The sequence below is a fragment of the Fodinibius salsisoli genome (assembly GCF_026229185.1).
Lineage (GTDB): Bacteria > Bacteroidota > Rhodothermia > Balneolales > Balneolaceae > Fodinibius > Fodinibius salsisoli.
The window spans coordinates 63,035-82,342 of the sequence record NZ_JAGGJA010000002.1 but is presented as its reverse complement, the minus strand read 5'-3'; the positions used below and the strand labels follow the sequence as shown (position 1 = coordinate 82,342).

Genomic DNA, 19,308 nt, shown 5'->3' with positions numbered 1-19,308 from the left:
AAGAGATATAAGCGATTTTTTTATAGAAGAAATGAGCAGATAATATTTATTCTGTGAAAGCCCGGTATATCAATATTGAGGTTTGGGTTGGGGTGTTCGCAGGGAAGCAAGTTCATTGAGGTATTTTGTTAGATGCTATCGGATATCAGGGGGGATAAATGTTATGAAACTACGACTGTTCTATAAAATCTTTTTCCAATTTTGCTACAATTGCTTTTACCTGTTCCCAGTCGGTGTATTCATAATCTTTGGAAGGATCAGTATCTCCACCTGATTTTTGGGCGATCATCCGCATGATGAATTTTTTAAAGAAATTATATTTGGAGTAGCGAAGGGCCCCGGCTACCTGTTCCACATAGTCCGGTTGCCAGCCCGTTACTTTGAGAAACTCATCGGTAATTGTTTTGAGCTCTTCCCATGATTCGGGTTCATTAGCAGCGGCGGTGAGGCTTACCGACATAAATACCCCTAACATATTGTTTAGAACCTCACTGTGTTCCCGGATATAATGTTTTACAGAGGACTGGTATTTTTCTGCATGTAGTGATGCGCCTACTACGATAGCATCGAATCCATCCGGATGAAGGACGGTCCGGGTAGTATCATTAAGGGATACCTCGTGGCCTGCTTTCTTTGCCTCATCCCGCAGAAAAGTACATATCTTGCGCGTTTGTCCTTCTGTTGTTCCATATACGATCAGTAGCTTCATTATCACACAGTATGTTAAAATTGACCTGATTACATTTGTTTATAAAATCATTTGTTCCTCATTCAATTATTCTAAGGGGAATACAGGTATTTAGCATAGTAAATTTCCCTACAGGAATGTTTTTTATGGATAGCTAAGGTTAGGATTAGCACCATACAGTGACCTATTTAATAGTTTGGAGAGTTATCAAAGCCCGGTATCCATAAGCGGGATTTCCTTACACGGAGTTAGAAAATACTTTTATATCATGATAACAGAACCCATAATTATAAAAGGGAGGTTGTTATGATTTTATTCAGCGGAACGGCACTATTTTGGTTCATCGCGTTGGGGCTCGCAATAGGCTGGGCTTTTGGCATGATCATAAAAAAAGAGGGCATCCCTCTTTGGGCTAATATAATGTGGGGCACATTTGCTTCCGTCTTAACCGGCATAATCGGTATGTTTTTTGGCTTTGGAGACGGTTTATTATTTGCCCTTGTTTATACTCTGGCTTTTTTATTTATCGCGAATGTATTCCATCACCATCATAAGGAAGATATCAAAGGCGGTGATATTTACAGTATCCACGTTAAAAAAAGATAAGACCAATGAGTATTTGTGGTGCTACGGATGCTTTCTAATTAAACCAAGTAAGGGCTGAACACTAAACGATGTTACTGAAGACAGCCTTTTCTTTAAAAGCTTGTAGCTTACTCTACCACTCTACCTCTGTTGCCAGTGTTGTCGAAAATTGGTTGATCTGATCCACACTGGTTTCTTCAAGAACAGATAAAGCCACCAGGTAATACCAGTCAAGCCAACGTTCGGCGGTTACTGGTTGATATGATTCCATATTTTGTAAATCCAAACCCGAAACTTCCAAATATTCGATACTGTTGTTTTCAAGATAGTAGGATGTTTCCATAAGGTTGCCTGCAAACAAAGCATGCCCATACGGATTATCTGCATCCCATATAGAAAATGTTAAATTATTGAGTTCTTCAGGAGTGTTATAATTATTATACATAAGTAGTTCATTGCTTGATTGGAATGTTAAACTGCTGAAAGAGTTAAGAGCTCTTTTAGTAGCTAAATACCAATAGTTTAGAATTTAAAATTATATGATGCACATCTGGATGTGTTATCCATCCCGCTCTACAAGTTAATAACCATAGAAGGCAGCTATTTGGGTATAGTCAATTAGCTTGGCGTCATGTAGTGCTATCACTTACACGGTGTGGTTGTTTGCTCCCTGTCATGCAGAAAGAGATTGGTCTGCTTTTTCAACGATTATCAGGTTTTAAGCATAGAGAGTTGATCAGTCCTTTTTAAAAAAGGTCTGATGAGATTACTATTTCAGGTAAGGCTTACTATTCCTCAAACAGCTGGAGACTATCCATAGGTATGCCCCTTGCCCGGTCATTTTTTGAAAATAAGTTTTGTATGAAACTCCCCATTTTCTCCCATAGGGTCGATATCGGGCAGGTGCTGTAGTTGAAGCATTAGCGCCTGGTCAAAAGGCTCACCCACTTTCAATAGCGGTTGGTATTCTTCCTTTACAGCGCTAATTTCAATGCGAACGGGCTTTAACTGCAGGATAGGCAACAAGTCGTGAATGCTTTTTTCCCAGATGGGAAAGAGGCAGTCATAGCCCATATTGCGAAATACCTTTTCCCGCCACGCTCGAATATCCTGCAGGTGCCAATCCCCAAAAACAAGATGATTGATATCTTGTTGCTTGGATAGCGCCTCTTCTACCTTTTGCAGATACGTTTCATTGGGGCATTCCGGGGGCAGGGGCACAGCAATGAGTTCCAACTTCAGATGGGCCGCCTGCTTGCGAATATGAGAAAGGGGAATATTTTGATGGGGAACAATGCCGGACTGTTCTTCGTAGGTAGTCAAAAGCTGAAGGGGCCGTTCCGGATGGTTACGCCGGTGGTATTCAAAGGCCAGGTAGGCATCTTTTCCACCGCTCCAGAAGATAATATCCATCGTAAATAGATTTTAAATATGTCGCAAATCCATACCAGAATTTATTCTTGAGATATTCTGGATTCTGACTGCTGAATTCCTATATTTCACAGCGATTGCTTTCCGGTAAAATATAAGATTTGCGCGAACGGGAAAACGAAATTTTGGTACTAAATTTAATTTTTTGATTCGATGAGCAGCAACACAAAAGAAGTTTATTTGCGAACAAAAGGCATCCTGCCGGTTCAGAAATTACGCCTGCTATCAGAGGCAGGTATCATCTCGGCTGATGAAGGATATCCTTTAGAAGAGGATCAGTTCCAGCCTAACTCCATTGATTTACGCCTTGGAGAAAAAGCCTACCGCGTGCGATGCAGTTTTCTGCCCGAAGATGAGACGGTAGAGGATAAGCTGGAGCGGTTGAGTCAGTATGAGATATCCCTCACCGATGGAGCCATCTTGGAGCCTAATTGTGTGTATATTATTCCGCTGCTGGAAAAACTGCATCTCCCGTCGCATATTTCGCCCCAGCAAACGCTGTTTGATGGCAATGAAGACGGAACAAGCTATCGCGTCATATCCGGTGAGCATTTGTCGGCCAAAGCCAATCCCAAAAGTACAACGGGCCGTCTGGATGTATTTACGCGTGTGATTACCGATCATTCGCACCGGTTTGAAGAAATTCGTTCAGGCTATAAGGGGCAGCTCTACCTCGAAGTGGTTCCTAAATCGTTCCCCATTCGCGTTAAAACCGGTCACCGGTTGAACCAGCTTCGCCTGCGACATGGCTATACGCTGTTATCAGATCAGGATATTTTACGCACGCACAGCTCCAATCCGTTGCTGTTCAAAGAGAATGGCAATCCTCTGCCGGTTGATGATCTGAAGGTGAATGCGGGATTGTTTTTAAGTGTACATCTGCACGGTAAGAAAGGACAGATCGTGGGCTATAAAGCCAAAAAGCATCGCGATTATATCGACCTGGATAATATTAACCACTATGAAGTTTCGGAATTCTGGGAGCCTATTTATGCCCAGCATGATGACCATATGATTTTAGAACCCGAAGCCTTTTATATTTTTGCATCCAAAGAACGCTGCCGTATCCCGGAACACCTGGCTGCTGAGATGATTGCCTACGATACGGGCTCCGGAGAACTCCGAACTCATTACGCGGGTTTTTTTGACAGTGGATTTGGCGGGCGCATTAAAGATCAGGGGGCCCGAGCGGTGCTCGAAGTACGTTCCCACGATGTGCCCTTCCTTATCGAAGATGGGCAAACCTTTTGTAGCATGAAGTTTGAACCTAATACTGAAGTTCCGGAAACTATCTACGGAGAAGATATCAAAAGTAACTACCAGGGGCAGGAGCTTCGGTTAGGAAAGCATTTTAAGCAGTAGGGCAATGGCAGGGAACAAAGTGACACGGTGCATTTGTCACGGGCGGACCTTTAAAGAGGTGCAAGCTTTTGCCCGGAAACACCAGATCCATTCAGTAGAAGAGCTTCAACAACATGATTTTTGCAGCAATGGATGCGGTCTCTGTATCCCCTATATCAAAGAGGTATTAACGTCTGGACAGTTGAGCTTTTTTCCCGGTGAACCTTTCCAAAAAGATTCAGTATCATGAATATTTATTATGCCCCACCCGCCCAAATTCATGGCACAGCGGCCGAACTTCTCGATCAGGAAGCTCGGCATGCTTCAAAAGTGATGCGTGCCCGCGAGGGGGATCAGCTGGTCATTGTGGATGGAAAAGGCGGACGGTACGAGGGCCCTATACGGAGAATTACGAAGCAGTCGGTGCAAATTGAGATTCAGGAGTCGCAGTATTTTGACAAGCCCCAACCGGAACTGCTACTGGGGATGGGGATCATCAAGAAGCGTGATCGTCTGGAGTTTGCGGTTGAAAAAGCCGTTGAGCTGGGAGCCGCACACATTGCGTTGTTTCGAAGCCGTCGGACCATCAAGGAAAACGTTCGGATGGATCGTCTGGAGTCTATCACACTTTCTGCGATGAAACAGAGCCTGCGGACATGGCGGCCAGAAGTCACTCTTTTTCATTCAATTGAGGAGGTGATAGCGTCTTTCCCTGAAGCCCAATGTGTACTGGCTCATGAAAAAGTAAGTCCTTCCAAAATGTCTTTTGCTCACTTGGCTGAAGGTAAGGACCAACCCATTTTATTAATGGTAGGGCCGGAAGGTGGATTTGCAGATGCAGAAGTAGACAAAATGGTTGACGCCGGTGCTGAGCTTGCTTCATTAGGAAGCCATCGCTTACGAGCAGAGACCGCAGTAGTAGCCTTGATGAGCCAATTTCTTTCCTGAAATAAAAAAGCCCGACCAAGTAGCCGGGCTTTTATCAGAAAATGAGTTCCTGCGTTTATTCAAACTCTATCTTATTTTGAGATTCATTCGTATGATTGGCCGCATATTCTTTCAGCTGAGTGACCTCATCCCATAACCCCATGGCTTTTTCAAGGGTATTGTCAAACACATCATTAATCACGGGATAATACTTTTTCAAGCCCCATACTTGCAATGCTAGTCGGGCTTTCATAGCACCTTCAGACATCCATGATACTTGCTCCCAGTGATTTTGGGGGATGTATAAGGTGTCGGACTTAAAGTCAGGTTTTTTAAGAGTGTCGCTATCGCTTACCACAAGGTTATTCTCCTTGAGGTTGTTGAACACGGTTGTCATATCCTTATCCGACCACTTAAACTCCTGACGGAATCGCTGATAGTCATTTTCCCACTTCGAGCGGAAGGATTCCCCATTGTCATCAAGGTAGTTCCGAACGTAGTCAAAACCAACCCCTTTACGGCGCATATAGTTTAAGACCGCGGCCGATTGTGAGGTGTCTTCCTGGACAATATGATCGGGTACGATACCTCCGCCTCCATATACATTACGCCCCGCATCGGTGGAGAAGCGCAGTGAATCCGGAACGTGCGAAAGAAACTCTTGCACATCACTCTTGGCATTTGAACTTCGTTTATAGATCTCATAGGCATATTCAGTGCCTCCTTTCTCGGAATAGGGTTTTTGGATGAGCCGCCCCGAAGGGGTGTAATATTTCGAAATGGTAACGCGAATATTACTCTTATCCACCAGCTCGTACTGCTGCTGTACCAGCCCTTTGCCGTAGGTTCGCTGACCGACGATTAAACCGCGGTCGTGATCCTGTATGGCTCCACTCACAATTTCACTGGCCGAAGCAGATCCTTCATTGACAAGCACGATAACCGGCAGGTCTTTGAACTTGCCATCACGCCGTGAAAAATAGGCGCTGGTAAAACGGCTATGGCGGCTTTTGGTAGAAACAATTTTGGTACCGCGTGGGAAGAATTCTTCCGAAATGGCAATGGCCTGTCCCAGGTATCCTCCCGGATTTCCCCTCAGATCGATAACAGCACGCCCCATGCCTTTTTCACGAAGACCTTTCATAGCATCCATGAATTCCTCGTGCGTGGTAGCCGCAAAACGATTGATTTTTACATAACCGGTCTGCTGGTCCAGCATATAGGAAGTATCGACCGTATAAAGCGGGATATCATCGCGGGTGATGGTAAATTCTAAAAGTTCTTTTTCGTGCGGTCTCTTGATCGTGACATCTACCTTCGAGCCTTTGGGACCGCGCAGGCTGTTACGAACATCTTCATTGCTAAACCCGATGGCGCTGCTGTCATCTATAGCGATAATGCGGTCGCCCGATTGGATGCCCAACTGATCACTCGGCCCACCGGAAATGGCAGTAACTACCGTTATGGTATCCTGGATGACATTAAATTGGATACCCACACCCTGAAATTTGCCGGCAAACTCATCCTCAATGGCATCACTGGTTTTGGGCTCAATATAAATGGAATGGGGATCGAGGGACCGAAACATACTCTCAAGCGCATTCTCGGTATTTTTGGTCATATCCTCATCCGGAAAGTTATTGGACAGATATTTATAAGCGCGCTCAAAGAGCTGGATCGACTCACTAAGTCCATCAACTTTTGGATTGGAGGTGGTATCCAGGGGCGTATCTTTGAGGTTGATAGTACTGTCTTTTAAGCCGGAAACCAGACCCTTGATGCTGCTTTTATAAAGGCTTGTTAGGTTAATAGGATCAACATAATTATCAATAATACGCTGTTGGGTCTGGGCATATTTTTTGATGTTTTTCTGATCCTCATCACCGTTCTGAACGACGGTCTCCACTCCGGCAAACCAGAAGATGGAAAGCGCAATAAGAATTGCAACATTGGGGGCTAAAAATTTTTTGACGCTCATAATGATTCTATACTTAATCGTTATTTAGCTATAGAGATTTTTAAACGTGCGCTAAGCTAATTAATTATTCAATTAATTGACTTGCCGATATATTTTAATATAAAACGTTTAACTGCATTTAACACCTCTACACTATTATAAAATATATTGGCTTAAATCTTTATCCTTAACAAGATTATCCAGCTGTTTGTTCACATACTCCTGATCGATAGTGATATCGCCCGAGCTGATGTCGTCGGGAATAGCAAAAAGGAGCTCATCCAGTAGGGAGGAGAGTATAGTATGCAGACGACGAGCGCCAATATTTTCGACCCGTTCATTGACTTGCGCAGCGATAGCCGCCACTTCCTTGATTGCCTCTTGGGTAAATTCTACCTCCACGCCTTCTGACTTAAGCATCGCCTGGTACTGCTTGGTAAGAGCATTCTTGGGCTGCGTCAGGATATCGAAGAAGTCTTGTTCGGTCAGTGAGTTCAGTTCCACACGAATAGGAAATCGTCCCTGTAGCTCTGGGATAAGGTCCGATGGCTTGGACACGTGGAAGGCTCCTGAGCCAATAAACAGGATGTGATCTGTCTTTACCATGCCGTGCTTGGTCGAAACATTACTTCCTTCTACAATGGGGAGCAGGTCGCGCTGTACGCCTTGTCGGCTTACATCCGGACCACCGCCTCCTTTGCCATCACCAGAGGACTCGGCAACTTTATCGATTTCGTCAATAAATACAATGCCGTGCTTTTGCACGCGTTCAAGCGCTTCTTGGACAGCAGCATCATGGTCAATAAGTTTTTCGGCTTCTTCCTCAAGCAGCAGTTCACGGGCTTCTTCGATCGTGACTGTGCGCTTGGACTTCTGCTGTCCACCTAAATTGCCAAGCATATCCTGCAGATTGATGCCCATCTCTTCCATGCCGCCCTGGGGACCGAATACCTGCATCATCGGGGCCTTGCTGGACTTCTGGACTTCAATCTCTATTTCGCGATCTTCGAGCTCGCCATTCTGCAGTTTTTCCCGGAACTTTTCGCGTGTACGCTTATTAAGCTCTTGGTCCGAGGCTTGCTCGGGGTTAAAGTTATCGTCCTTTTGAAAACCAGCAGAGTCGTTCGAAGGTTGGGTAACCGGCGGAATAAGGATGTCGAGAATACGTTTTTCTACAACTTTCTCCGCTTTTTCTTTAACGCGTTCCTGCATCTCCGTCTTCACCATGTTGATAGCAATATCGGTCAGGTCGCGGATCATGGATTCTACGTCACGTCCCACATATCCAACTTCAGTAAACTTACTGGCTTCTACCTTCATAAAGGGAGCCTCAGCAAGTTTGGCCAGTCGGCGGGCAATTTCGGTCTTTCCAACGCCGGTAGGTCCAATAAGCAGGATATTGTTGGGGAGAATTTCATCCCGGATTTCTTTGTCAGCGTTCATCCGCCGCCAGCGGTTACGCAGGGCGATAGATACAGAACGCTTTGCTTCATCCTGGCCGACGATATACTTATCCAGCTCGGCCACAATTTGTCGTGGTGTTAAATTCTTATGTTGAACAGTCTTTTGCATCGAATTGTTAGTCTTCAAGTTCTAAGATACTCAAGTTGTGATTCGTATAAATACAGATATCAGCGGCAAGATGGAGTGATTTTTCAGCAATCTCGCGAGCCGATAAATTCGGGGCACTTTCTTTTAGCGCACGGGCCGCCGCAAGGGCATAAGAGCCGCCGCTTCCAATGGTTAAAATTTGGTCATCGGGTTCAATAACATCGCCCTGGCCCGAGATGAGCAATGCCTTTTCCTTACTCATAACGATCAGCAAAGCCTCAAGCTTGCGTAAAAATTTATCGTTACGCCATTCTTTGGCCATCTCTACAGCGGCACGTTGCAGGTTGCCGTTATACTGCTTTAATTTCTCTTCATACTTCTCAAAGAGGGTAAAGGCATCGGCAGTAGAACCGGCGAAACCGGCAGCAATTTTGCCATCATACAGATGACGAACCTTATTGACGGTGGCTTTCATCACGGTCTCACCCATCGTAGCCTGACCGTCTCCCGCGATGGCAGCTTCTCCGTTATGGATAATACCCACCACTGTTGTTGCTTTTAAATCAGCTATACTCATAGTAAACAGATACGTAAGTTTCTAAAAAGAAGATTAGATTTCTTAATTCGAATTCTTGTAATACTTAGATTTGGACCGCTTGGATCGGGTAGGCCGGGGCTTGCGGGTATCCTTTTCCTTGCTGCCATTATTTCCTTTTTTATAATAGTCAAGGTTTTTGCGGTTCTTGGCAGAAGCAATCGCTTTGTCTTCATTATTTCCGATAAGTTCATCAATATCTTTTTCTTGCATTACAACATCCGTAATGTCGATATCGGAGCCAGCGATGGTAGCCTTATATTCGTTAAGAGATACCGTATCGTCAGCTATAAGCGAAATCTTAAGCCAATAGCGGAACATCCATTTCCACTTGATGCTGGGAAAACCTTGCTCCAAATAGGCTTTAAGATAAGGATTAATATAAATGTCTACAGCGCGGTAGTCCGTAGTGGTGCGGAATTTACTAAGCCAGGCATCCAGGTCGGCGATGATGGTATTTTGAGTCACTACATTCCCGGACCCACCACAGGTGGGGCACAGCTTGGAAACAGAGTTGACTACGCTTGGGCGGATACGCTGGCGCGTTATTTGAACCAGCCCAAAGTCGCTCATTCCAATAACGTTGGTCTTGGCAGGGTCTTTTTTAAACTCTTTTTTGAGCTCGTCATAGATTTTCTTTCGATTCTTGCCGCTGCGGAGGTCAATAAAGTCAACGACAATAATTCCCCCAATATCGCGCAGGCGAAGCTGCTTGGCAACCTCACGGGCAGCCTCCAGGTTCGTTTTCAGCGAGTTGTCTTCCTGCTTCTTCTTGGCGGCATAGGGTCCCGAGTTGACATCCACCACATACATGGCTTCCGTCTGTTCAAGTATCAGGTACCCGCCTGATGGCATACGCACACGTGGGCTAAAGATAGAGTCCACGTCTTTGGCTACCTTCATAAAGTCAAAGATATGCTCGCGGCCATTATAGAGTTCCACATTGGGGATCATCTGTGGAGCAACCTGGCTTACATAAGACTTTATCTGCTTATGCATATCCGGATCATCCACCAGTACGCGGTCGTACTGCTTAGCAAAAAGATCACGGACCAGGCTTTCGGTCATATCCAAATCCTTGTACAGCAGTTCGGGGGGCTGAGCGGTCTCCAGTCGTTCTAAAATGCGCTCCCATTTCTTGAGAACATTACGCATATCATCTTCGATGGCTTCCTTGTCTTTGCCCTTGGCCACTGTTCGGATGATGACTCCAAATCCATCGGGGAGCATAGATCCAACGGCACTTTTCAAGCGTCGGCGCTCTTTGTAGTTGTTGATTTTCCGTGATACCGCAATATATTCGCCCATCGGGATAAGCACCAGAAAACGCCCGGCAACGGTAATATCCGTAGAGACGCGGGGACCTTTGGAACCAATAGGCTCCTTAACGATTTGCACCATGAGCTGCTGGCCCGGACGTAACATTTTGCCGGCCCATTTCTGCTTCTCATAATTCGGGATCTTATTAAAGTTCGTCTTCTTAAGGTCGTCCCGAACATTCTTTTGAATAGCATCTTTGCCATTCAGCATTTGCACGTAATCTTTCAGGTGGTCACCGGCATCAGAAAAGTGCAGAAAGGCATCTTTGGGCGTCCCCATATCAATAAAAGCCGCACGAATACCACTCATTACCTTGTGGACATTCGCTAAATAGATGTTGCCAACGGTACGTTGGTTTTCATCAGACTCTATAAATAGTTGGGCAAGTTCGCCGTTTTCCAGCAACGCTATCCGGGTCTGCTTTCCCGAAGCGTGAATAATGATTTGATTTTTCATTGAAATACTCTTCTTTCGAGCAGCTGCTGATCCCCGGCCTTAATGTCCTGTTCAAATAATTAATTGTCATCATTACAGATAAAGCAGTATTAACATTCAATTGCAACAGCGGAGGTGCAGCAACCGCTATATTATAATTCCTATTAGGATAAAAATTTGGTTGTACAATTCTTGTATTTTCAGTAAAAGAGCTTGTTTGCGGAGCATACTCATCAGCCACAGTGGATGCTATAGTATCCACCAAGTGGTACAAAGAAATAAGAAATTGACTTATAACAAGGTCAATAAAGATCATAAATACTCGAGTAGCTGAGAGTCGCTGCAAAGGTAAACCTAAAAAATTGTTTAAAATCTCTGAATACTGAAGAAACATTACATTAATATACAAGTAGTTTTGCTATTATGTAAACGTAATGTTCGATTTGCTTCTTTCATTTCACTATTTTGAATTAATGCGTTTTTTAAAGAAATAGAGTCACTTGGGATGAAAGAATTTCCGGTTTTAGAGACCGACAGGCTGCGATTGCGCCAACTGATGGCGCGAGATATCGACCGTATTGTGCAATATGCCAATAATCCAAAAATTGAAGAAATGACCCTGAATATGCCTTTTCCGTACGGGGAGAAGGATGCTGTTTCCTGGCTTGCTACCGCCCATGAGGGCTTTTCTGAAGAGAGGCACTATGTTTTTGGCATTTGTTCGCTGCAGACTGATAAGGTAATGGGCGGCATTGGATTAAAGGTTAATAAGCGGTTTAATCGTGCTGAACTCGGATTTTGGCTGGGAGAGCCCTTCTGGAGTAAGGGTTATATTACAGAAGGGGTAGAAGCGGTGTTGGAATTTGGATTTAACGAGCTTGAGCTTAATAAAATTTTTGCCTTCCATATGGTTAAGAATCCAGCTTCAGGAAAGGTGATGACCAAGAATGGCATGGTCAAAGAAGCAGAGCTCGTCGAACATATTCGGAAAGGCGAGGAGTATATTGATGTCGTCCAGTATCGGTTGACCCGGAAGGAATTTAACCGGATGGATCGTTAGGAATAATGTAACATACTTAAGAAATAGCCCGGGCTTTTGAAGCCGGGCTACTCATTACGATGAAAGGCAGACTGCTACTCTTCCTGACCGGCACGCCTGATGTTGGCTCCCACAGCGGTAAGCTTTTCTTCCAGATCTTCGTACCCGCGATCCAGGTGATAAATACGAAGCACATCAGTTTTGCCTTCCGCAATCATTCCTGCCAAAACCAAGCTTACGCTGGCACGCAGATCTGTACTCATAACCGAAGCCCCTTTAAGCGGTGTTTTGCCCGCTATGTTAACCGTATTTTCATCCACATCCATATCGGCTCCCAGCCGGGTCACTTCAGGAACATAGCTAAAACGGTCGTAATAAATAGTATCTGTGACCGATGACTCACCCGACGCCTGGGTCATCATCGTGGCCCATTGAGCCTGCAGGTCAGTTGGGAAACCCGGATAAATCTGGGTTTCAATATTAGTGGCATTGATTTGGTCCGGGGCTTCAATATGGATGGTGTCGTTTTTAATCGTCATATCAGCACCGGTCTTTTCGAATACTTCTGGAAAATGACCCAAATCATCCACATCAGCACCGGTTAGGGTAACATCCGATTCGGGGTGCATAGCCGCAGCAATCATAAAGGTACCGGTTTCGATGCGATCCGCAGCATTACGAACGGTAATGCCCTCAAGCTGATCAACGGCACGTATCGTTAGCGTATCGGTGCCAATGCCTTCAATATCAGCCCCCATCTCGACCAGCGTATTGCATAAGAGTACCACATCGGGCTCTTTGGCTGCGTTCTTAATCGTAAATTCTTTGGCCCGAAGCACGGATGCCAGCACCAGGTTGATAGTCGCCCCAACACTACTGGGATCCAGGGTAAACGTACCGCCTTCCATCTCTTTGGGGGCGTTGGCTATTACATAGCCTTCTTCCAGCTTGATGTCAGCGCCCATCTCACGCATCCCGTTTAGGTGCAGGTCCACGGGGCGGGGTCCCCAGGCGCAGCCCCCGGGTAGTGAAACCTTGGCGCGGCCGAATTTTCCAAGTAGGGCCCCCAGCATATAAAAGGAAGCCCGCATTTTACGGACGAGCTCATAAGGAGCTTCCAGGTGGGCGAGGTTCGCCGGGTCGATGGAAAGCTCACCTGCTTCTTCATCAAAATTGACATGCGTACCCGTTACGCGTATGACATTATTAAAGGTATAGATGTCACGCAGTTTGGGGACATTAGTAATGGTCGTTGGGGAATCGCCTAAAATAGCCGCCGCCATTAAGGGCAAAGCTGCATTTTTGGATCCACTGATGGGTATAGTACCTTTGAGAGGGGTCGGTCCTTCTATAATAAATTTATCCACTTGCTTCGATTTCTAAGATTAGAGCATTTTTTTCTAAGGAGTCGTTTTCGGCCACAGCGATTGAGCTGATGATGCCGCTTACCGGTGCTTTAAGTTCATTTTCCATTTTCATAGCCTCCAGGATGGCCACCGGATCACCCAGGGCTACTTCATCACCTTCTTTGACTAAAATTTCCAGAATCTTTCCGGGCATGGGAGCATTCAGTTCGCCTTCACCGATCTCGGCTGCCGTCTTAAAACCCAGCCGATCGAGCAGCAGATCCTGCTCGTTGCGTACATCCACCGAACACCACTGACCATTGAGGGTGAAGGTAACCGTGTGTTGGTCGTACTCTACATTATCAATTTTGTAGAGCTTTGTTCCCATCCGCAGCAGATAGCGCCCATTGGACTGTTGTTTGAAATCATAGGAGCGAGCAGGAGGAGTATCCCCAAACTGGGCTTCGCCGGCCTCCTCGTCGAGATTGAGTACAATGGTCTGTTCATCGATACGGGTTTCAAACTTCATAATTAATGGGATTCTATTTCTGAGAGTCCTTTGCTGGTAGCACGGAAGGTGAAATCCTGCAGGTTATCGGCATCATAAAAGCCGGTAAGGGTGATTTTGGAGCCATTCCGTTCATAGGCCTCCACAAAGCCAAAGCTAAGCAAGTTAATGAGATCGTCGCGCAGTTCGCCGTACAGGTGGCCGGTTTCTTCCATAATCACCTGGAAACGCTCTGGAAAAATAAGCTTTTCCAATACATTACGTTCTGACTTTGAGATTTTTCGTTTGCCCATGGTGTATATTAATCTTTTGAAAGGTCGAAGATAGAGCGACTGTTTCTATATAACAACCTGAGATCTACGGCGTTCCCCGATTATTTCAATGGGAGCTTGACAAAATTCATCAGATGGAGCCATGATTGACAAATTATGTGTCAAGGTGTTTAGCAGTTGAAAGTACATCATGGATTATAAAGGTCTGGTTTAGATGTAGATCAATCCTCCTGTCCTCCTTCTCCAAGGAAGAACTCGTTGTTTAACATATGTACTACAGGTTGTTTACCGGCAATCAACGCAAAGTCCCTCCCCGACAATGGTCGGGACAGGCTTTGGAGAAGAGGGATTTAGGGAGATTGAATGCCTGTTATAGCTGTTAGGGAGCTCTGTTCCCTAACGAATAAGCATGTTTGCAGGAGGAGCAGAGAGACAATAATGTTAAGAGTGTACCTTTTGTCTTGACACAAAAGGTACGAAAAAGTCAAGGCTGAAAATTGTGTGATCGTTTTAGCCTGCAGGATATATGCACTTTAATGGTCCTTTTTCTTTTGAGCCATATTGAGCAAGTAGAACCGGTACAAAATGCATGACCAATATCCTTTGGCTTCAACACACAATTTATAGGCTATAAAACAGCACATAAAAAGTCCTCCTTTTGGCAGTTTCTTCGAAGGGTTGGTAAAGTGAACTGAAGGAGGTACAGGAGGATGATCAGGTATATTTTTTAAAGAGTGTACATTAGCGGGAATTTTTCCCGCTAACAAGGGGGAGTGACTGCTACTGGTTGCAAAATCAGCGGTCGGTTGGTGGCTACAAGCCAATTCTTGCCCGCATTATTCAACTTTTACATCGCCATAGGTAATGAGATTTCTTCTGCCATCATCATAAATTAATATGCGATATAAATCATCCGCATCACTACCCCCGGTCGAACCTGAGATGAGTTCTCCACTCAGCGTAAATGTAGTTTGAGATTGACCTGAGGAAACGGTCCGTTGGTCAAGAGGTCTAAGGGGGTTCGAAGAAGATTCTAAGTCTAATAGATAAATTTCAATTGCAGATAGCGTTTCAATGCTTCTAAGATATATATCAATTGTTAATCGGCTATTAAATAAAACAGGATTTGGATGGGGTAGTTCAGTTAACGGCTCTCCAATAGTTATGAGACCGCTATATCGAGGACTAATGCGCCAGTCGTCTGGATCTTCATTTTTGATTGAACCATCTTGTAATGTTTCTGTGTACTTATTTGGAGGCTTAAATGCCTCATTCTCGAACTTTTTTTGATCATCACTTTTCGAGCAGCCGGTAAGGATAAGAGCTCCAAAAATACACAGAAACAGCGCTGGTAAAATGATCTTGGTGCGCATGAACGATTTTAGCATATGATACCTTCAATAATATTTCAGATTCCAAAGAATAATATCGAACTTTGGCCACTTATTTAAAACTAATTTCAGAAAACAGAGCCCCTTTGGTTAAGCGAACAATATCGGCAGTCCTTTTAATATTAGTGTTTACCGTTGGAGTATGGCGTTCGGCTCATGCTCAGCGTGGGCCCGTAACGTACGAACATCCGGAGAGCCCCCCGACAATGCAAGAGCTGTTAAAATGGAAAGAACTCTTGACCTATGAAGTAAAGTATAGCTTATTCAAGCTTGGAGAAGTACAAACAGAGGTGATCCGGGATACAACATATCAGGGAGAACATCTATGGTGGTTGCGTTCAAAAATCATTTCGGATCCATCAGTGCCTTTTGTGGGGAGGGAGGAGAATCATTACAACACCTTGTTCGTGGCTACCGACAGCCTGCCGCATACCCGGCTTTACTGGCGCGATAATGTGGATGAAGATGAATACAATGCCGAGCGGTATGACTTCGATTATGAGGCTGGAAAAGTCTATCTTTCCAGGGCCGGAGAACCCGAAGATACCCTCGATTTAGAAGGTCCGTCTACCTCTGGACAACTTATTTTACTTTATGGACGCCTGTTTGCCGGATCGGTCCAGCCCTATCAGCTGCCGGTGTATATAGAGGGCGAAAAAGGATTGATAGACGTAAAAAACACCCGAAAGTCGGAGATGCGTGAGTATGAGGCCTTCGAGCATCCGATAAAAACGTATTACAGTGAGGGTGATGCCAATATCGACGGACCGTTTGGATTTAGCGGAGAATTTAAAGCCTGGTATATGGCAGATGATCTCCGTGTACCTCTTGAAACCCACGCTAAAGTCTGGCTCGGAAATGTTAAAGTTCGATTAATTGATTATCAAAAAGTAAAAAGAAAACCATAAACGAGGTTGTATAAAAAGACTGCTTGATATTATAGGTAATAAAATAAATCAATCCTCCTGTTCTCCTTCTCCCACCGAATGGCTCGGGACGCGGCAAGGAGGAACTCTTGAACTACAATATTGGCTACTTTTAAAAAGTCCTTCCCCGACTGTGGTCGGGACAGGCTTTGGAGAAGAGGGATTTAGCCTGCTTGACGAAGCCTTGGCGTAGTTTAGGGAGATTGATCTTGTTAGGCGTTTTAATATACAACTTTTAAAAAACGATAGATCCATGAACATTATTTTTAAGAAACTACCTCATGCCGAGGATTTAGAACTACCATCCTACGAATCAGAATACGCTGCGGGTATGGATATCCGTGCTGCCGTTGAAGAACCGATCAAGCTACAGCCAGGCAATAGGAAACTGATCCCCACCGGTCTGCGGATGGCTATGCCCATGGGGTATGAAGCTCAAATTCGTCCCCGTAGTGGCCTGGCTTACCGCAACGGCATCACCATGCTGAATACGCCGGGTACTATCGACGCGGACTATCGTGGAGAGGTGAAAGTGCTGGCTGTCAATTTGGGAGACGAGCCTTTTATTATCGAGCACGGAGATCGTATTGCACAGATGGTGATTGCACCGGTGACACAGGCAGAGGTTAGAAGTGCTGAAAGCCTGCCAGAGACCGAGCGAGGAGAAGACGGATTTGGCAGTACCGGGGTGAAATAGGCCACAGATCTGCACAGATTATCACTGATTTGATTTTTACAATCTGGATTCTATGAATACAGAGTTTGTTGTATAAATAATTGACAAACGACCGATGCGACAATAAATATAAATTTATCAGTACAGATCTGTGTCAATCTGTGGCTAAACGAAGTAGGTCTGCATCTTAATAAGAAGATAAAAAATGCTCGAAAAGATACGTCCATATATTAACCTGGTATCCTACAACACCGACTACCGTCGGCTGTGGCTAAGCCAGGTTGTATCCAACTTTGGAGACTGGTTTGGGGTGCTGGCCGTCTATGCGTTGATCACCCGCTACTCAGATTCCGAGTTTCTGCTGGGACTGATTATCGTCGTCAAGATGATGAGCCTGGCCAGTTTTTCGCCTTTTGCCGGCTATATCACCGATCGTTTTGATCGCCGCCGCATTATGATGGCTTGTGATCTGCTCCGGGGGGTATTAGTACTGGGGTTGCTGTTGGTTGTATCCTACGACACCTTGTGGCTGGCCTATGTGCTCACCGCCTTCCAGATGATGCTATCCGCTATTTTTGAGCCGGCCAAAACATCATCCATTCCCAATGTAACCACCGAGCAGGAACTGGTGGATGCCAATGTGCTCTCGGCAGCCAGCTGGAGCGTTATTTTTACCATCGGGATGGGAATTGGAGGGTTGGCTACCGCCTGGTTGGGCACGGACCTGGTCTTTATCATTGACGCCTGCACCTACGTGGTCTCGGCTTGGTTTATTTACCGCACCGTCATCCCGCAGGAAAAAATGGATGAAGAAGAGCGTCAGCGGACGAGCAATCCACTGGTGGGCATTAAGGAAGGCTTCCAGTATCTGTTTGATAACGACCAGGTATTGCGGCCAATCCTGGCCAAAGGCTGTTATACCATGTTTCTTGGAGCGCTCACCTATATGCTGGTCTTGGTTTCCGAAGAAGTACTGCTAATGGGGAGTATCGGGATAGGGTTGCTCTATTCGGCCCGGGGCGTAGGTACCGGCATTGGTCCGGTAATAGGCCGGTGTATCTTTCGCCATGAATCGGATTGGGTGCGTGCCATGGGGCTCTGTATGATTTTTGGCGGGGCCATGTATATCATGGTCGGCGCTACTGAAAGCCTGGCCGTCATGCTGCTCTTTGTTTTCATTGCTCATGCTGCCTCCGGGGCCAACTGGGTGATGAGTACCGTCCTGTTGCAGCGTCGCACGCCGGATACTTTTCGGGGCAGAGTGTTTAGTACAGAATGGCTGCTGTTTACCCTTGCCCAATCCATATCGGTTATGATTGCCTCCTGGATACTGGAAAACAATTGGCTCACCATCATGCAGACGATTATGCTTTTTGCTTTCCTGCTTGCTGTTACGGGCGTAATTTGGCACTTGACGGTGACACAAAATGAAGAAGCCTACCAGCAGAAGCACCAAGAGGGAATAGCACCGGCCGGCATAGCCGAGGAATGATTATATGTGAGCAAGGGATCTATATGCTGGATTTTTTAAGCATCAGGAGGTAAGGTATCAATGAAAAAACGATTGCTCTCGACCGAATCCTATAGCAGCTATTGGATGAGGGTGGGTTTCATATATTTTAGAGCAACTCCGACGAAATTTAATAGAAGATAGGGCGGATGCTAGTTATTGGTTTTTGGGGGGGGTGATAGTAGCCTCAAGGACACCTTAATTTATTGGTTACTTTTTTGTTGTCATTCCAGTTGGTGTAATAAGAAGTGCATATCTACTTTGTAATAGTGTCTACCTGGGCAGCTTGTAAGCTTTTCGAGTTGAATGGCAGCAAGGTGTCAGTTTCAGTATTTTAGTTAAGGGATGGAAAGATAGTAGTGAAAAATAATCGATTAGTAATTCCAAATACTCAGTATTTAAAAGTCAGCTATCATGAGACGAAGCACATTTTTTAAAACTCTGTTCGGCTTGCCATTCGGAGGAGTTTTAGCAAAGCTATTTCAGTCAAAAAATGACAAGCCGGAGTATCTTCTCAATAAATTTTATGTAACCGGATTTCAGTATTACGAAGGGCCTTCTCTTATTGATGAAATAAAGGTCGGCGAGCAACTCATATTGGTGGTTTATCCAGACAATGAGTATGATAAGTTTGCCGTGGAAATATATCGTAATGATATCATGCTTGGGCACATACCGCGCACCGATAACAAACATATTAGCCGAATGCTACAGCAGAACGTATCATTATTTTGCGAGGTAATCGAAGTAAACCCCGACCGAAAGCCGTGGAAAATGCTGAAAGTGGAAGTCTGGCTGTAAGGTGGAAGA

The 19,308-nt window shown here is 45.2% G+C and carries 20 protein-coding genes; 9 read left to right on the top strand and 11 right to left on the bottom strand.

Going from position 1 to position 19,308, the window contains the following annotated elements; all coding sequences use genetic code 11:
* Positions 1-169: 169 nt before the first annotated feature.
* Positions 170-709 (bottom strand): flavodoxin domain-containing protein, encoded by a 540-nt coding sequence (locus J6I44_RS03190; RefSeq protein WP_265764515.1) that lies wholly within the window; start codon positions 707-709, stop codon positions 170-172.
* Positions 710-994: 285 nt separating this feature from the next.
* Here J6I44_RS03190 and J6I44_RS03185 point away from each other — a divergent pair, with 285 nt between their 5' ends.
* Positions 995-1,294, top strand: a complete 300-nt coding sequence (locus J6I44_RS03185; protein WP_265764514.1) for a hypothetical protein — start codon at positions 995-997, stop codon at positions 1,292-1,294.
* A gap of 112 nt (positions 1,295-1,406) precedes the next feature.
* Here J6I44_RS03185 and J6I44_RS03180 read toward each other — a convergent pair whose 3' ends face one another.
* Positions 1,407-1,718 (bottom strand): hypothetical protein, encoded by a 312-nt coding sequence (locus tag J6I44_RS03180; RefSeq protein WP_265764513.1) that lies wholly within the window; start codon positions 1,716-1,718, stop codon positions 1,407-1,409.
* Positions 1,719-2,110: 392 nt separating this feature from the next.
* Positions 2,111-2,686 carry an adenine nucleotide alpha hydrolase family protein gene (locus J6I44_RS03175; protein WP_265764512.1) on the bottom strand — a complete coding sequence of 192 codons (576 nt, stop codon included), beginning with the start codon at positions 2,684-2,686 and terminating at the stop codon, positions 2,111-2,113.
* Between the two features lie 171 nt (positions 2,687-2,857).
* Between J6I44_RS03175 and J6I44_RS03170 the strand changes: the two genes are divergently transcribed.
* Genes J6I44_RS03170 through J6I44_RS03160 form a run of 3 tightly spaced genes read left to right on the top strand, consistent with a single transcriptional unit; the run spans position 2,858 to position 4,993 of the window.
* Positions 2,858-4,066 (top strand): 2'-deoxycytidine 5'-triphosphate deaminase, encoded by a 1,209-nt coding sequence (locus tag J6I44_RS03170; protein WP_265764511.1) that lies wholly within the window; start codon positions 2,858-2,860, stop codon positions 4,064-4,066.
* A gap of 4 nt (positions 4,067-4,070) precedes the next feature.
* Entirely contained in the window at positions 4,071-4,295 is a 225-nt protein-coding gene (locus tag J6I44_RS03165) for a (2Fe-2S)-binding protein (protein WP_265764509.1), read from the top strand.
* Positions 4,292-4,993: an RsmE family RNA methyltransferase gene (locus J6I44_RS03160; RefSeq protein ID WP_265764508.1), complete on the top strand. Its 702-nt coding sequence runs from the start codon at positions 4,292-4,294 to the stop codon at positions 4,991-4,993. The genes J6I44_RS03165 and J6I44_RS03160 overlap by 4 nt, the downstream gene beginning before the upstream one ends.
* Positions 4,994-5,048: 55 nt before the next feature.
* Here J6I44_RS03160 and J6I44_RS03155 read toward each other — a convergent pair whose 3' ends face one another.
* The 4 genes from J6I44_RS03155 to J6I44_RS03140 all read right to left on the bottom strand — a co-directional run bounded on the left by J6I44_RS03155 (position 5,049) and on the right by J6I44_RS03140 (position 10,851).
* Positions 5,049-6,950, bottom strand: a complete 1,902-nt coding sequence (locus J6I44_RS03155) for a S41 family peptidase (RefSeq protein ID WP_265764507.1) — start codon at positions 6,948-6,950, stop codon at positions 5,049-5,051.
* A gap of 135 nt (positions 6,951-7,085) precedes the next feature.
* On the bottom strand, positions 7,086-8,501 hold the full coding sequence (hslU, locus tag J6I44_RS03150) for an ATP-dependent protease ATPase subunit HslU (RefSeq protein ID WP_265764506.1): 1,416 nt from the start codon (positions 8,499-8,501) through the stop codon (positions 7,086-7,088).
* Between the two features lie 7 nt (positions 8,502-8,508).
* Positions 8,509-9,057, bottom strand: a complete 549-nt coding sequence (gene hslV / locus J6I44_RS03145; protein WP_265764505.1) for an ATP-dependent protease subunit HslV — start codon at positions 9,055-9,057, stop codon at positions 8,509-8,511.
* A gap of 42 nt (positions 9,058-9,099) precedes the next feature.
* Positions 9,100-10,851: an Rne/Rng family ribonuclease gene (locus J6I44_RS03140; RefSeq protein WP_265764503.1), complete on the bottom strand. Its 1,752-nt coding sequence runs from the start codon at positions 10,849-10,851 to the stop codon at positions 9,100-9,102.
* A gap of 484 nt (positions 10,852-11,335) precedes the next feature.
* Here J6I44_RS03140 and J6I44_RS03135 point away from each other — a divergent pair, with 484 nt between their 5' ends.
* A complete protein-coding gene (locus J6I44_RS03135; RefSeq protein ID WP_265764502.1) occupies positions 11,336-11,890 on the top strand; it encodes a GNAT family N-acetyltransferase in 555 nt (184 codons plus the stop codon).
* A 74-nt stretch (positions 11,891-11,964) separates the two neighbouring features.
* Here J6I44_RS03135 and murA read toward each other — a convergent pair whose 3' ends face one another.
* The 4 genes from murA to J6I44_RS03115 all read right to left on the bottom strand — a co-directional run bounded on the left by murA (position 11,965) and on the right by J6I44_RS03115 (position 15,368).
* Positions 11,965-13,236: a UDP-N-acetylglucosamine 1-carboxyvinyltransferase gene (gene murA / locus J6I44_RS03130; protein ID WP_265764501.1), complete on the bottom strand. Its 1,272-nt coding sequence runs from the start codon at positions 13,234-13,236 to the stop codon at positions 11,965-11,967.
* Positions 13,229-13,744, bottom strand: a complete 516-nt coding sequence (locus J6I44_RS03125) for an acyl-CoA carboxylase biotin carboxyl carrier protein subunit (RefSeq protein WP_286670462.1) — start codon at positions 13,742-13,744, stop codon at positions 13,229-13,231. The genes murA and J6I44_RS03125 overlap by 8 nt, the downstream gene beginning before the upstream one ends.
* Before the next feature lie 2 nt (positions 13,745-13,746).
* A complete protein-coding gene (locus J6I44_RS03120; protein WP_265764500.1) occupies positions 13,747-14,016 on the bottom strand; it encodes a hypothetical protein in 270 nt (89 codons plus the stop codon).
* Between the two features lie 815 nt (positions 14,017-14,831).
* Positions 14,832-15,368, bottom strand: coding sequence for a hypothetical protein (locus J6I44_RS03115; protein WP_265764499.1), 537 nt, complete (start codon positions 15,366-15,368; stop codon positions 14,832-14,834).
* 104 nt (positions 15,369-15,472) lie between these two features.
* Here J6I44_RS03115 and J6I44_RS03110 point away from each other — a divergent pair, with 104 nt between their 5' ends.
* The 4 genes from J6I44_RS03110 (at position 15,473) to J6I44_RS03095 (ending at position 19,299) form a co-directional block, all read left to right on the top strand.
* Complete coding sequence (locus J6I44_RS03110; protein WP_265764498.1) at positions 15,473-16,294, top strand: DUF3108 domain-containing protein; 822 nt, start codon at positions 15,473-15,475, stop codon at positions 16,292-16,294.
* 271 nt (positions 16,295-16,565) lie between these two features.
* The gene (gene dut, locus J6I44_RS03105; RefSeq protein ID WP_265764497.1) at positions 16,566-17,009 is read left to right on the top strand and encodes a dUTP diphosphatase; all 444 of its coding nucleotides are present in this window, start codon (positions 16,566-16,568) and stop codon (positions 17,007-17,009) included.
* A 184-nt stretch (positions 17,010-17,193) separates the two neighbouring features.
* The gene (locus J6I44_RS03100; RefSeq protein ID WP_265764496.1) at positions 17,194-18,480 is read left to right on the top strand and encodes an MFS transporter; all 1,287 of its coding nucleotides are present in this window, start codon (positions 17,194-17,196) and stop codon (positions 18,478-18,480) included.
* A 432-nt stretch (positions 18,481-18,912) separates the two neighbouring features.
* Entirely contained in the window at positions 18,913-19,299 is a 387-nt protein-coding gene (locus J6I44_RS03095) for an HIRAN domain-containing protein (RefSeq protein ID WP_265764494.1), read from the top strand.
* Positions 19,300-19,308: the final 9 nt, after the last annotated feature.